Annotated in this window: 9 protein-coding genes; 5 read left to right on the top strand and 4 right to left on the bottom strand. The window is 61.9% G+C overall.

What is annotated here, in order from left to right; all coding sequences use genetic code 11:
• Window positions 1-2,676: a type VI secretion system ATPase TssH gene (gene tssH, locus GH665_RS30965; RefSeq protein ID WP_153140969.1), complete on the top strand. Its 2,676-nt coding sequence runs from the start codon at window positions 1-3 to the stop codon at window positions 2,674-2,676.
• 66 nt (window positions 2,677-2,742) lie between these two features.
• Window positions 2,743-3,864 carry a type VI secretion system protein TssA gene (gene tssA / locus GH665_RS30960; protein WP_153140968.1) on the top strand — a complete coding sequence of 374 codons (1,122 nt, stop codon included), beginning with the start codon at window positions 2,743-2,745 and terminating at the stop codon, window positions 3,862-3,864.
• A gap of 104 nt (window positions 3,865-3,968) precedes the next feature.
• On the opposite strand, the gene GH665_RS30955 is transcribed toward tssA, so the two are convergent.
• The 4 genes from GH665_RS30955 to GH665_RS30940 all read right to left on the bottom strand — a co-directional run bounded on the left by GH665_RS30955 (window position 3,969) and on the right by GH665_RS30940 (window position 10,922).
• Window positions 3,969-4,925, bottom strand: coding sequence for an OmpA family protein (locus GH665_RS30955; RefSeq protein WP_153140967.1), 957 nt, complete (start codon window positions 4,923-4,925; stop codon window positions 3,969-3,971).
• Window positions 4,926-4,929: 4 nt separating this feature from the next.
• Window positions 4,930-5,922: a type VI secretion system-associated protein TagF gene (gene tagF, locus GH665_RS30950; protein WP_120347076.1), complete on the bottom strand. Its 993-nt coding sequence runs from the start codon at window positions 5,920-5,922 to the stop codon at window positions 4,930-4,932.
• Complete coding sequence (gene tssM / locus GH665_RS30945; protein ID WP_153140966.1) at window positions 5,919-9,809, bottom strand: type VI secretion system membrane subunit TssM; 3,891 nt, start codon at window positions 9,807-9,809, stop codon at window positions 5,919-5,921. Before tssM ends, tagF begins: the two co-directional genes overlap by 4 nt.
• A gap of 267 nt (window positions 9,810-10,076) precedes the next feature.
• On the bottom strand, window positions 10,077-10,922 hold the full coding sequence (locus GH665_RS30940) for a M15 family metallopeptidase (protein WP_046570760.1): 846 nt from the start codon (window positions 10,920-10,922) through the stop codon (window positions 10,077-10,079).
• Window positions 10,923-11,047: 125 nt separating this feature from the next.
• On the opposite strand from GH665_RS30940, the gene GH665_RS30935 reads away from it, so the two are divergent.
• The 3 genes from GH665_RS30935 to GH665_RS30925 all read left to right on the top strand — a co-directional run bounded on the left by GH665_RS30935 (window position 11,048) and on the right by GH665_RS30925 (window position 14,771).
• The gene (locus GH665_RS30935; RefSeq protein WP_153140965.1) at window positions 11,048-11,992 is read left to right on the top strand and encodes a hypothetical protein; all 945 of its coding nucleotides are present in this window, start codon (window positions 11,048-11,050) and stop codon (window positions 11,990-11,992) included.
• 110 nt (window positions 11,993-12,102) lie between these two features.
• Window positions 12,103-14,019 carry a type IV pili methyl-accepting chemotaxis transducer N-terminal domain-containing protein gene (locus tag GH665_RS30930; RefSeq protein ID WP_153140964.1) on the top strand — a complete coding sequence of 639 codons (1,917 nt, stop codon included), beginning with the start codon at window positions 12,103-12,105 and terminating at the stop codon, window positions 14,017-14,019.
• A 29-nt stretch (window positions 14,020-14,048) separates the two neighbouring features.
• Window positions 14,049-14,771 carry a response regulator gene (locus GH665_RS30925; protein ID WP_153142380.1) on the top strand — a complete coding sequence of 241 codons (723 nt, stop codon included), beginning with the start codon at window positions 14,049-14,051 and terminating at the stop codon, window positions 14,769-14,771.
• The last annotated feature ends 141 nt before the right edge of the window (window positions 14,772-14,912 follow it).

Genomic DNA, 14,912 nt, shown 5'->3' with positions numbered 1-14,912 from the left:
ATGAGCACGTCCCTCAATACCCTGATCGCCAAACTGAATCCGACCTGCCGTCAGGCGGCTTTGCTCGCGGCCAACAACTGTCTCGCGCGCGGTCACTATGAGGTCGACCTCGAGCATCTGTTGCTGGCGCTGCTCGAAGAACCGGCGAGCGACGTCACACTGGCGCTGCGCGCAAGCAGGGTCGATGCGCATGCGTTGCGTGCGGATGTCGAGCGCGAATTGCAGCGCTTGAAGACCGGCAATACGCGTACGCCGGTGTTCTCGAAGCACCTGATCGATTTGCTCGAGCAGGCATGGTTGATCGCGTCGCTCGATTCGCGGATTGGGCGGATTCGCTCCGGGCATCTGCTGCTCGCGCTGTTGACGGCGCCGGATCTTGCCCAGTTTGCCGAGCGTATGTCGCCGCTGCTGCGCGACGTGCGGGTGACGGATCTGAAGCACAAGTTCGACGAATTGACCGCGGGGTCGCGAGAAGTCGAGCGGAGTAACGACGCGGAGAACGAAGCAGAAGGCGCGAGTGATGCAGCCGCTGCCGACTCGGCACCCGGCGCGCCCTCGAAAACGCCCGCGCTCGATACCTACACCAGCAATCTCACGCAGCGTGCGCGTGAAGGCAAGATCGATCCGGTGATCGGCCGCGAAGGCGAGATTCGCCAGACGATCGACATTCTGATGCGCCGCCGGCAAAACAATCCGATCATGACGGGCGAGGCGGGTGTCGGTAAAACGGCGGTGGTGGAAGGCCTCGCGCTGCGCATTGCGGCTGACGACGTGCCTGCGCCGCTAAAGGGCGTCGCGCTGCATGTACTCGACATGGGGCTGCTGCAAGCCGGCGCGAGCGTCAAGGGCGAGTTCGAGAACCGCCTGAAAAACGTGATCGACGAGGTGAAGAAGAGTCCGCATCCGATCATTCTGTTTATCGACGAGGCGCATACGATCATCGGCGCCGGTGGCCAGGCCGGCCAGAACGACGCGGCGAATCTGCTGAAGCCGGCGTTGGCGCGCGGCGAATTGCGCACCATCGCGGCGACCACGTGGAGCGAATACAAAAAGTACTTCGAGAAAGATGCGGCGCTGGCACGACGTTTCCAGGTCGTGAAGATCGAAGAGCCGAGCGAGACGCTCGCCGCGGCAATGTTGCGCGGCATGGCCGCGTTGATGGAAAAGCATTTCAACGTCCGGGTGCTGGACGATGCGATCACTGAAGCGGTGCGTCTGTCGCATCGCTACATCAGCGGCCGTCAACTGCCGGACAAGGCGATCAGCGTGCTCGACACCGCCTGCGCGAAAGTCGCGCTCGCGCATAGCTCGACCCCTGCCGCGATCGACGACACCAAGAAGCGACTGGAGCGTATCGACGCCGAAATTGCCGCATTGGAGCGCGAAGTGGCGAGCGGTGCGCTGCACGACGAACGGCTCGCGGCGCTGCGCGACCTGCGCGAAGAAGATGTGAAAGACCTCGCGGAAGATGAAGCGCGCTACGACAAGGAGCGTGCTCTCGTCACGGAGATCGTCGGACTGCGCGCTGAAATCGACGCAGCGCGTGTGAGCAGCGCGGATGCCGCGCAAGCCGACAAGGCGCAGCAGGCACGCGACACGCTGGCCACGCGCGTGGCGGAGTTGCACGCCTTGCAAGGCGGCCAGCCGATGGTCCCGTTGCAGGTCGACGGCCACGTGGTTGCCGAAATCGTCGCTTCATGGACCGGCATTCCGCTCGGCCGCATGATCAAGGACGAAATCCAGACCGTGCTGAATCTGCAGCCGTTGCTGGCCGCCCGCGTGATCGGGCAGGACCACGCACTCGATGCGATCGCGCAACGCGTGCGTACCGCCAGCGCGAATCTCGAGGACCCGAACAAGCCGCGCGGCGTGTTCATGTTCGTCGGGCCGTCGGGCGTCGGCAAGACCGAAACCGCGCTGGCGCTCGCCGACGTGCTGTACGGCGGCGAACGCAAGATGGTCACGATCAACATGAGCGAGTACCAGGAAGCGCACAGCGTGTCGGGCCTGAAGGGTTCGCCGCCGGGCTACGTCGGTTACGGCGAAGGCGGGGTGCTGACCGAAGCTGTGCGTCGCAATCCGTATTCGGTGGTGCTGCTCGACGAGGTGGAAAAGGCACACCCCGACGTGCTGGAAATGTTCTTCCAGGTGTTCGACAAAGGCACGATGGACGACGCCGAAGGGCGCGAGATCGATTTCCGTAACACGCTGATCATTCTGACCTCGAACGTCGGCTCGCAGGCGGTGATGCAGGCCTGCCTGAACAAGAGCGCGGAAGAACTGCCGGATGCGGATGAACTCGCGGAGACGCTGCGTCCACAGTTGTACAAGGCGTTCAAACCAGCGTTCCTCGGGCGCATGAAAGTAGTGCCGTACTACCCGATCACCGACGACGTGCTCGCCGAAATCATCGACTTGAAGCTGGAGCGGATTCGCCGCCGCATCGAATCGAATCACAAGGCGGTGTTCGAGTGGGACGAATCGCTCGTCGACGCTGTGCTGGCGCGTTGCACCGAAGTGGATTCCGGTGCGCGCAATGTCGACCACATTCTGAACGGCACGCTATTGCCCGAAGTTGCGCAGCAGGTGCTCGAGCGCATTGCCAATGGTACCGAGATCGAACGCATCACGGTGCGCGCGAGCGAAGCGGGCGAGTTCGAATACAACGTTGTGTGAGCAGGTATGCCCCAGCTGCTTGCCGATCTGTTTTAATGCCGTACCGGAACCTTATTGCTTTCTGTCATGCCGACTAACCTGAACACGCTGCTGGCGCCGATCAGCGAAACCTCGCCTTGCGGCGAAGACCTGCTGTTTTCAGCGGATTTCGACGCGATCCAGCACGCGCGCCGTTTTGAAGACCCGTCGCTGGATCAGGGCGAATGGGTCACGGATATCAAGGAAGCCGACTGGCCGTTCGTGGTCGAACGCTCGAGCAGCCTGCTGCAGACGCAGACGAAGGATTTACGTCTCGCGGTCTGGCTCACTGAGGCGCTTGCCATCGAGGAAGGCGTAACCGGTCTCACGCAAGGTTATGCGCTGCTCACGGGGCTGTGCGAAAAGTACTGGGATCACGTTCATCCGCTGCCCGAAGGCGACGATACCGAGTACCGGCTCGGCAACGTCGCGTGGCTGGTCGGACGCACCGGCGATCTGCTGCGGGCCACGCCTCTCACGTCGTCGCAAGGCAGTTCGTACAGCACGATCGATTGGGACGTCGCCACGCATGTCGCGCAAGCGGTCAAGCGCGATCCGGATCACGCCGACGATATCGCGCGCGGCAAACCTTCCATTGAGCAGATCGACGCATCGAAACGCGCTACCCCGGTCGCGTTCTATTCGACGTTGCTGGCCGATCTGAAAGCATTCGAAGCGGCGATGCTCGCGCTCGAACAGGAACTGGACCAACGCGCGGCCGATTCGGCACCGAGTTTCCGGCAGGCGAAAGATGCGTATGAGAGCGTCTACCGGCTGGCGGAACGCTTCGCCCGCGAACTGGGCGTCAGCGCTGACGCACCGGCGCCGAAAGCGCCGAAGCCGGAAGAACACGAGCGCGCCGAGCCTATCTTCAAGACTTCACCGCAACGCGAGGAACCCGTGTTGACGACCAGCCCGATCAGCCCGACCGTCCAGACCAGTTCGATCGCAGGCATCCAGAGCCGTGCGCAAGCCGTCGCGCAGTTGCGTGCGGTGGCCAGATTCTTTCGCAGCACTGAGCCGCACAATCCGGCTGCATACTTCGCCGACAAAGCGGCTGAATGCGCGGATATGCCTTTGCATCAGTGGCTTTCATCTGTCGTAAAGGACGATGGTTCGCTCGCGCATATTCGCGAACTGCTGGGCGTGAAGCCCGAGGAAAACAGCTAGAACATCTATCGCACAAGTAAAAAAAGCCTGGTATCGATTTCCGATGCCAGGCTTTTTTTTAATCACACGCTCAAGCTCAAACTCAAACTCAGACCAGCGGCAACTCAGGATCCCGCGCGAAACTCAATGCGCCGGTTACGTGCGCGTCCGTCGTTCGTATCGTTGGTCGCAATTGGCTGATCCGGACCGACCCCTGTGGTCGTCATCTGTTCGGGCGGGATGCCCTTGGCGACCAGATAACCCTTCACCGCGTCCGCGCGCGCCTGGCTCAGGGCGATATTCGAGGTGCGATTGCCCGAGTTGTCGGTATGGCCGATGATCGCGACCGTCCTCGTCTGCATCTTCGAGAGGACCGCGGCCATCTGATCGAGAATCGCGCGGCCTTGCGGCGTAAGCGTCGCGCTGCCCGTCTCGAACTCGATCGTGCGATTCGCCAGGGTCTGATCGAGCAGGCCCTGTTCCGATGCGCTCACACGCAGGCCGTTCTTGATCGTGTAGGTCGGATTCAGTGCATTCGCCATATCGCTGGCGAGTTGCTGGCGCTGCGATTCGTTGCGGACTTCGCCTTTTACGTCGATCTGCGTGCCGTCGATTTTCAACTGACCTTTGCTGATCTGCTTCAACTGCGGGCCGATCAGTTTTTGCACGTTGGCGGACCAGTTCGGCGGCGTCGCGACGTCGGCGACTTCGATCTGATCGACCACGTTGGCCGCGCCGTAGGTGTCGCGCAGCCGTGCGAGCACCGCGGCCTTGGTCGCTTCATCCGGCACTTTGCCGCCGACCACGACCTGGCCCGGCGTTGCATTGGCGGGCGGCGGCGACGCGCTGATCGCACCGGTACCGGCGCCCGTGGTGCCGCTGGCGAGTCCGGCTGTATTGACCGCCGGCCCGGCATTGCCCGGTTGCGCTGACGCAGGCGCGGGCAAAACCGTCGTGCGAATCGCAATGCCGCTATTGTCGACCGGTGTGACGCGTGCCGGGCCGTCGTTGTCGGCATGGGCAAACGCACTGATGAGAAGGCCCGCCACAAGTGACGCAATGCGCATAGGTTGGCTCAACATCGTGTCACGCTCCCGTGAATGCTTCGCGGAACGTGTCGATGCTGACACGCAACGACAGTTGCGGTTGGTCGAGATAGCTGACGAGCTTGCTGATGCCATGATCGTTTTGTGCGTGTTCGTCGATCCATTCGGGATCGTCGATATCGATGTTATGCGCCGCGTACGCCTGCGGATCGACCACGCTATGCAGCGTTTTGGCCGAGGCGCCGTTAAAGCCGATGATGAGCCGTTCGCGTTCGGCAATCGTGCCGATAAAAATCGCCAGTTCGAAATCGGCCTGCGAGACGAATGGCGCGATCAGTTCGAGCCAGAATGCCGCGACGAGCGAGCGATAAAACGGATCGTTCGGCAGCGGCAGTGTCAGCCCGCGTTCGAGATGCGATGAACCGCTTTGCATCACCGGACGCAGCAGCGAACCGAGCGCCAGCATGGCCCCGCGCAGGCGCACCGGATGGCCGCTCGCCAGCAGCATCTGTTCGAGGCCGGAGAGTGTCTGGTGCTCGACGAAGTCGTTGAAGGTGCCGTCGTGCGGATTGCCCGGACCACCGCCGATCTCGATCGGCACTTGCGTTTCGCCGAGCGCCTGCAGCGCGCCGGCTGGTTCGCTCACGCCGAGCAGCGGCTTCATCTGCGAGGCGATGCGTGACCACAGACGCGCAAAGGCCAGCGGACTGTGCGCCAGAAACGTCAGCGGTTTTTCGACTTCCAGCGCGGTGGCGGCAAGAAACGGAAAGCGCCGCGACGATTGATCCTGGCTGGCCACCATGTGTCCGGCAATGGCCAGCTTGCTGCGTGAACCGAGGAACGCGAAATGCATCGGCTTGGCGTTCTCGTAGACGATTTTCCAGCGCGGATCGTCGGTGAGCAATTCCATGGCCTCGGCGATCCAGCGGTCGAGCGTGGCCAGCAACTGCGGGTTATGCGCGCTTTTGACGAAGTCGCCACGCGACGGGATTTTGCCGAAGTAGGCGATTTGCGCCTGCACGGTTTGCGTCATTGCGCACCCCCTGTGTTCGAAACCGCGGCGGCGGCCGTCGCCGGCCGTGCCACTGGTAGTGCCGGTGCGGCGCCCGTTGTTCCTGTTGGTGGCGGGCCACCCGCGGCCGTCGCGTTGACCGAATTCGCCGCCGCGCTCACGTCCGCCACCGAGGACGGCAGCCGCAAGCCGCGCAGGCTTTGCTGTTGCGGCGCGTCGCTGCTGCCGCCGCCCGATGCCTGCGAGGTGCTGATGATGCGCATGCTGACCGCCACGGTGATATTGCCTTGGGTCCACGACAGATCGAAAGTGCCATCCGGACGGCGCTTGCGTTGCGCCGAATTGATCAGCTTCTCCAGACCGTAGCGGCCCGGTTCGTTGACCAGTTGCAGCGTACGGCCATCGAAGGTCGTGGCACTCAGCGTCGCGCCCGGCGAGCCCGACGGATTCGGCCACACGAAGTTGGTCCACTGCGGCGGCGTATTGCGGTAACGCATCTGCTGGCCGTCGATCGCGAGCGTGTATTCCGTGGTGCCGCTGCTAGGCTGCGGCAGGATCTGGAACACGGTCTGCGGTTCGGCCGAGCTTTGACCCGACGAGCTCGCCGCGCCGCCGGCAAGCGGCGCCACCCAGCGCGCGAAACCGCTGGTGAAGTCAGGCGTCAGCGCGAGACCCATATCGCCCCACGTGCGCGAGGTCAGCGTGTCGCCGCGGCGCACCGCGAGCGGTCCGAGCGTGGTGCCGACGAACTTGGCGATCGCACCATCCGGCCCGAACACCTGGGCGATTTCGCCGGCGCCGGCTTCGACCTTCGCATCGCTGGCAAACGGATACTTGTTGGCAAGCGAGCTCTGGAAGGTCTGATAGACCTGCGCGTTCCACACCTTGTTGACTTCGACGCTGGCCGGCTGGATCACCACCGCATACGCCGCCATCAGCGGACGCACCAGTAGCGGACGCAGTGCCTTGCGTTGCGAATCGGTGAGGCCCGTCAACATCTGCTCATCGACGTACTTCAGCGAATCGGCCAGCTCGGAGCCGCTGCCGTCGAGCGTCTGCTGCATCAGCTGACGCGCGCCCGGTCCCGGATCGCCCTGGTTCTTGATCACGTTAAAGCGCGTACGAACCTTCGAGAGCGTGTCCATGTAGCCCTTCAGCATCGAGCCGTTGTCGCCGGAGACGACGATGCGGCCCAGCGCCGAGAACTCCTGGCCGATCGGCCCCATCGGCACTTCAACCGGATTGCCGTTGATGTCGATGTTGGCGTTCAACTGGCCCGTCGGCGCACGCGAGAACCAGTTCTTGAACCAGCTGGTCACGCCGGTTTGCGCGCGTTTCAGGTTTGCGTTGAAGAGCGACGGGTTGTCCCACGAAGTCTGGTCGTATGCGGTTTCGAGGATCTTGCGGATCGGCGAATCCTGCGGATCGCCCAGACGGTTCATCGCATCCACGGCCTGGCTGAAACTGCCGAAGTTCTGCACGGCAATGCCTTGCATGAACTTCTGCCAGTGCATTGCGTATTCCGTCTTGTACATCGCGACGAGCGCCTTCTGGATCTGTTCGGGGCTGCCTTCCAGCGTCAGGTCGTCGTGCGCGGAGGTGTTGAGCACCCAGTCCTTGGCCTGCAATTCCTTGGTGGCGGCATCGCGAATCGCCGGTTGCACGTACTGGAACCACGCTTCACGCGTGAAGGTGCCGGGGATCGCGTAGCTGCCGGCCACCAGCGCCGTATTGCTGTCGCCGACAATGCGCGCGATCGTCATCGGCGCGAAACGGGTCGACGCACGCGCCTTGATTTCTTCGTAGACGCGTTGGCGGGCCGGCATGCCGCGCACCACGCGGCGCAGATTTTCACGGGTCTGGTCGACGAGGCCGAGGTTCTGGTCGATCATCGGCCAGTCGTTGTCGGATACGCGCGACAGATAGAAGGTGATCATGCGCTCGGCGCTGCGGATCATCTCGTCGCGAGGCATGTTGCCGCGATTCGTCTCGAGCCAGCCGCGCCAGAAGCGGGCGACCTGGTCGGTCAGGTGAGCGGTTTCCACATGGCGCTTGTCGCTCAGCATCAGGTAGGTCTTGAGCGCGTTGTACGCATCTTCGACGTTGGTCGGCGATGCGTCGCTATACAGGCCGCCCTGGTTGTTTGCCGCCATCGCCGCGTGTGCGGATACCGGAATCGCGGCCGCGTCCGGCGTGCGGTTCAGCGGAGCGAGCTGGTCGGGGTGCGCGTTGACGTCTTTCAGGAACGATGCGAGATTCTGCGAGACAGGGTCGAGCAGGATCTGGCGTACGCCGTTGTAGTACTCGGTGAGCAAGTGCTGTTCGAGACGGTCGCCCTGATACAACCCGAGCGACACCGCAAGCGGCTTGTCGCGGCGGAATTGCTCGAGCTGGTCGATGCGGTCTTCCAGAATGTCCATGGCCTGCAAGCGCGATTGCAGGTCGTTGCGGTTCTGCTGCAGGCGCACCACGTTATCGAGGTCGGCCTTGACGTTGTCGGCGAGCTGCTGATTGCCGATCGTCGACCACGTCCAGCCACCGAGCGCCAACGCCAGCACCGCGACAAAGCCGAAGAACGTCGCATAGCGCATGCGCGTCTTGGCGGGGCTGGCGAACTGCTTGACGGTCTGCCGGTCGGCGAAAATCACCTTGGAGAACAGATCGCGCAGGAAGAAGCCGTTCTTCGAGAACGCGCTGTGCGGCTTGGGCAGGCTATCTGCGGAGAGGCCGAAACGGTTGGCGATGCGGGTGGCGGCGGCGCTGTTGGTTTCGCCTTCCTGCAACGCGCTCGTGAAGTAGAAGCCGCGGAAAATCGGCTTGTGCTGGAACGGGTTGGTTTCGAACAGCGTGGCGAGGAACGCGCGCAACGCGGGCTTGATCGTCGAGAATTCGAGCGGGAAGCTCAACTGGCCCGGCGAAAGCTTGTTGCCGCGGTTGATCGACATCTGTGCAACGCTGATTTCTTTCAGGCCGTCATAGAGCTCTTCAAAATGCTCGTCGAACAGGCCGACCACGTCGCGCTTTTCGTCCGGCTCGTAGGGCAGGGTGGCGCCCCACACACGGTCGTATTCATGACGGTCGCTGCCGCTGAAGAATTCGGTGAAGCCCGTGATCAGGTCGGCCTTGGTGAACATCACATACACCGGCGCGAATACTTCGAGCTTCTCGGTCAACTCCTGCACGCGCTGGCGCAGATTCTTCGCGAGATTGATCGCGAACTCGGGTTTGCTGCCAGTCAACTCAGCAATGCTTGCCGTGACGATGATGCCGTTGATCGGCGCCTTCGGCCGGAAACGCTTGAGCAGGCCAAGAAAGCCGAGCCATTCGGTGCGGTCTTCTTCGTGTACGGAATAGCGGCCGGCGGTATCGAGCAGAATGCCTTCGGTCGTGAAGAACCAGTCGCAATTCCGTGTGCCGCCAATGCCATGAATCACTGCGTTGTTCTTGTCGGCGAAAGGAAACTGCAGGCCGGAATTCAGCACGGCGCTGCTTTTGCCCGCAGCCGGGTTGCCGATCACGATGTACCAGGGCAATTCATACAGCGCCGAGCCGCCGGACATCTGACCGATCTTCGAGGTCTTGATCGTTTTCACCGCATCCACGAGGCGCGTGCGCAGTACGTCGAGTTCGGCCTGGCGCGCGGGCGTGGGCGCGGGGCCGGTTTCGGTCTGCTTCTCGGCCTGTTGCTCGAGCATTTCACCGAGCTTGTTATTCGCGCGCCGCGCGCGCAGGCGGCGCACCACCCAGACCAGCAGCCACAGCGCGACCACCGCGCCGAGCACGATGGCAGGCCACATCAGGTCGATCTGCAAGGTGTCGGCGCCGATGAATAAAACAGCAGCGAGCGCTAGCAAGCCGATGATCGAGAGCGTGCGTGTGTGGGTCAACACGTTAAGAATGCGTCGCATAAGCCGTTCAGGTCTTGGTGATGTGTGTTGTGGCGCGAGTGTGGCAAACAACATGACGCGAGCGCGGGCAAAGTCTGCCCGCGCCGCGTTTGAAACAAAACGAAAGCATATTCAGACGAAGATGAATATGGCCGGATTGTTAAATCCGCCATGGAGTGTTCCGCCGATGGCGTCTGGGCGAATGCCGTTATGCATGCGGCATTGCCGATTCTTGCCGGAAAAATTGATTGAACGCCCCATTGCAACCTCTTTATTACCTGCTTCGCCTTAATGACCGCGCCCCAGGACGAAGCCGGGTTTGTGATATTCAACGTGCCCGAGATCCATCATTTTCCAACGGCCACCCCACGTCAGGCCGACCTGTTCGGCCGTCTGTCCATATAACTGATAGCCTCGCATGGCCCAGGGATCTTTTTCTGAAATGACGAGCTTGCCGTCGCGCAAAAACGCATTGTCCGCGGCAAGACCGTATTGGTGATAGCTCTGAAATGCTGCGGCATTCGTGACGTTGCCCCCCATTTGCGCCAGGCGGTTTTGCCGCTCCGGACTGCGATAACCTTCCAGCAATGCCATTTCATACCCGTACTGCTCGTGCATGATTTTGTAAACGAGCAATAAACGCGTTCTGAAATCGGCGTCGAGCAAATTCCAGTCGCGGCTCGCGTCTTTCAGCGCAGGCCGAATCTGCTCCACTTCCTGCGTTGCAAATACTTCTGGCGGCAGCGGCGGCGGGGGCACAAGCTGTTCGCCATTCAATAACGCGGCAATTTTCTCGTCCGGTACTCGTGCAGTGTCATCGAATTGGAATAATTGCCGGCCGCGTAAAGCCAATGCCACCAATGGCGGCGTCGCAAGAATACCTGTGGTGGTAAAAATCAGCAAGCGCCGCTTTGCCAGTAACTTTTGCATATCGACTGCAGTCGATTGCGAAATTTTTGCCGAACGCGCTAATTGACTTCGAGCACGTGATGCGCCTTGCGATGCCCGACGCATCACGCGGCCATGAATGGCGAGCGCGGCGCCTAATAAAGAGGCGCGTACCGCTGGCAATAGCAGCATTGCAGCGATCACAACGGCGATGGCGAAATAGGCGAGAAGTACTACGGCAATCAAAGTCGACCCCGGAAATTGGAAACAATTGTATTTTGTAATGCTTGCTCTTAGAATCAGGCCTGCTCGGAGAGGAGCCGGAACGGTATTATCACGGCGAAATAATCCAGGATTCAATGAGACAGTGAATGAGTGCGCCGGAAAGTTCGAATTCCAAAGCCCCACCTAGCCTGTTATCCGATAAGGCTAAGGGTGCCGATGGCAATGGTTCGCGAATTCTTGCGAACCTGGAAGGCCGCGTCGCGCCGCCTACCGAAAAACCACGCCGGTCGAAAACGCCGCTTGTGCTGGTCGCCTTGCTGGTGATCGCGGCGGGCGGCTGGGGCGCGTGGCATATGCAGCAGCGTGTGCAGTCGGAGTCTTTGGCATCCGCCACGCCCGCCAACGCCGAGAAAGCCGCCGTGCCGGCGTCCGCCGCCAGCGGCGCGCCTCAGGTCGCGGCGAAAGCGGAAGCGCCGGCTGCAGCGTCGTCGCAGGCGGCCACGATCGTTGCCGACGATAGCGACAGCAAGACACCGGCGGCATCCGCGAGTGCGCCCGCGAGCGGTGACGGGAGCCGCTTGTCGCGCGCGCTCGCCGATGGTGCCGAGCCCAGCAATGCATCTGCACCGGTTGCATCCGCAACGGCTGCGTCGGCGGTCACGGTGCCGGCTGCAAAGCATGGCAAGAGCGCGACGGCTGTGGCCAGCAATGAGAAACGCGAGTTGACGGCGCACGGCAAGAAGGAAAGCACGAGCGCAAGCAATCATCACGCGAGCGCACCGACCGCGGTCGCCCAGGCGAAGAAATCGCGTGCGGCCGGTAATGCTTCGAAAGATGATTCGGATGCCGATCTGTTGGCTGCGCTCGTGGCGCGCACGAAGCCGGCCGATGCGAAAGCGACCGACGGCAAAACGGCCACCAAGGTCAGTGCATCGGCTACGCCTGGCAACGTCAAGCTGGCAGAACGCGTAAAAGAATGCGGGCAGCGTGGTTTCTTTGAAGACCAACTGTGCCGCTGGCGCGTCTGTGACGGGCATTGGGGTAAGGACCCCGCCTGTCCGGGGGCGGCGCCTCAGGCACGCCAGCCGTAAGTCCAAAATGTGCGTCCTGGTGACGCACAATCCCATCAAGCACGACGCCAGGTTGATTTGAGTCAATCCTGCGTCGTGTCTTATCTTGCTGTGGCGCATAGAATCTTTGAATGCGCTCCATCTCCTCCTGGCCTCTCGCCACCAAACTCGCTGCTCTTGTCGCTACGTTGCTTACGTTGGCGCTCGCATCGATTGGTTTGACGCTCTGGATTACCTGGCAACTCGACGGCGGTGCGGCCGCGATCAACGAGGCCGGGCGCATGCGGATGCAAACCTACCGCGTCGCGCTGCTGCTGCGCGATTCCCCGTCTCAGGTCGGCGCGCTCGCCCACCAGTTCGATGAAAGTCTCACGTTGCTTGAGAAGGGCGATCCAGCACGTCCGTTGTTCGTGCCGTGGAACGCCGAGGCGCGCGCGCGTTTTGCCCAGGTGCAAGCGCAATGGCAGGCGTTGCGCCCGGTTTGGAGCGGGCCAAATCCACCCGCCGCTGCTGAGGTGGAACGGCAAGCCAGGCAATTTGTTTTACTGATCGATTCGTTCGACAGTTCGATCGAAGCGCAGCTTGCGCGCTGGACTTCGATCCTCAATGCCGTGCAACTGGCACTGCTGGTGCTGGCGATCGGCAGTGCGCTGGCGTTGCTATACGTGGGGCATTTGAGCGTACTTGCTCCGGTTCTCAGACTAACCGGTGGTCTGTCGCGAGTCGAGCGCGGAGACTTCGGCACGCGTGTCGAAGTTGTGACGCAAGATGAATTCGGTGAGTTGTCCACGGGTTTCAACCGGATGGCGCAGAACCTGCAACAGCTTTATGCCGGTCTGGAGCAGAAGGTCAGCGAGAAAACCGCCAGCCTCGAGACGGAGCGTGCGCGTCTTGCCGCGCTCTATGAAGTAAGCGCGTTTCTCGCGAACGCCAGTACGCTGGATGCACTTGCGCAGGGCTTCGCGCAACGCATTCGCCGGATTGCCGCCGCGGATTCGGTGGCAATCCGCTGGTCGGGCGAGGCCAACGAACGTTACCTGTTGCTGGCGGGAGCCAGCCTGCCGCGCTTCATGGTTGAAGACGAGCAATGTCTCACGTCGCGCAGTTGCCTGTGTGGTCATCCACAGAGCGTGCCTGGCGCGCGAGTGATCCCCGTGCTGGCCGCAGGACCCGGCGCGGCGACACTCGGTCATTGCGCGCGCGCGGGCTATGCCACGCTCGTGTCAGTGCCTGTGATTCTGCATCAGCGCACGCTTGGCGAGATCGACCTGTTCTTTAGCGAGGCGCTTCAGTTGTCCGCCCAGGACCGCGATCTGCTCGACACGCTGGCGAGCCATCTGGCAGGCGCGATGGAGAATTTGCGCGTGAGTGCGCTGGAACGGGAAACCGCGGTATCCGATGAACGCGCGTTGCTCGCGAGCGAACTGCACGACTCGATCGCGCAGTCGCTGGCGTTTCTGAAAATACAGGTGCAGTTGCTGCGTGATGCATTGCCGACCCCTGCCGATTCATCTGTCGCGCGTATCGTCGACGAACTGGACGCGGGTGTGCGCGAAAGCACCGGCGACGTGCGCGAGTTGCTGATGCATTTCCGCACGCGCGGCAACACCGAGGATATCGAACCTGCGTTGCGCACCACGCTGCGCAAGTTCGAACACCAGACGGGGCTGTCCACGAATCTCCTGATCGAAGGCCATGGCCTGCCGCTCGACGCGGACGTGCAGGTGCAGGTGTTGCATGTATTGCAGGAAGCGTTGTCGAACGTACGCAAACATGCGTGCGCGCGTGAGGTCTGGCTGGAGGTGCAGCAGAGTCCGGTATGGAGTTTTGAAGTTCGCGACGACGGCGAGGGCTTCGACGCACAGCAACACTCGCCCGGCGAGACACACGTGGGAATGCGCATCATGCGCGAACGCGCGGCGCGGATTGGTGCGGCAGTGGTGGTCGACTCAGTGCCCGGCGCCGGAACGTGTGTCACGTTGACGTTGGCGCCGTCCCAGCGCGGTGCTCCAGAAGCGGTTCATGAAGATCAGGTCGAAGCTGCCTAGGCATCGGCCCGTAAAGGGGAGCATAGATGATGATTCCAATTCGTTTGCTGGTGGTCGATGACCATACGTTGTTCCGGCGTGGGTTGATCTCCCTGCTGCATGAAGACGCACGATTCCAGGTGGTCGGCGAAGCGGCCGATGCCGGCGAGGCGCAACGGCGTGCCGGTGAACTGCAACCCGATCTGATCCTGCTGGATAACCATCTGCCCGGCGTAAGCGGAATCGATGCGCTCAAGGATTTGCATGAGGCCGCGCCACAGGCCCGGGTGTTGATGCTGACCGTAAGCGAAGACGAACGCGATCTGGGTGCCGCGTTGCGCTGCGGCGCGCAGGGGTATCTGCTGAAGACCGTCGATGCGAACACGCTCGCCGAGTCGATCGTGCGAACCATGCGGGACGAGGCGGTAGTGAGTCCCGAGATGACGGGCAAGCTGGTCTCGGCGTATCGGGCTGCGGCGGCGAACGACACGTCGGCGGCCGTGAGAGCCGCGCCTGAGGTCATGGCGGCGCCACCGGTCGTTGTCGACGCAGCGCAGGCACAGCTTGCGCCGGGTATTGTGCTATCGGCCCGGGAGCAGGAAATCCTTGCGCATATCGCTCTGGGCGCGAGCAACAAGGAGATCGCTCGCGCGCTGGCAATTGCGGAGACCACGGTCAAGATTCATGTACAGCATATTTTGCGCAAGTTGAAGTTGGGCTCGAGGGTGCAAGCTGCTGTGTATGCGACGGTGAATTCGATCGTGGTCGATTAACAACCGACTAACAATCGATTAACAACCGATTCGCAATACTCCGAAAGAACTACCCCTAAGAATCTTCCTACTCCTTCTGCACCCAACCAAACTTCCTTCGGAAGGATACCGAACCCGCGCCTAAAACGGCAAAGTCAGAGT

Source organism: Paraburkholderia agricolaris (genome assembly GCF_009455635.1).
GTDB lineage: Bacteria > Pseudomonadota > Gammaproteobacteria > Burkholderiales > Burkholderiaceae > Paraburkholderia > Paraburkholderia agricolaris.
Note: the sequence above shows the minus strand (reverse complement) of the source record. Positions and strands in the feature narration are given on the sequence as shown.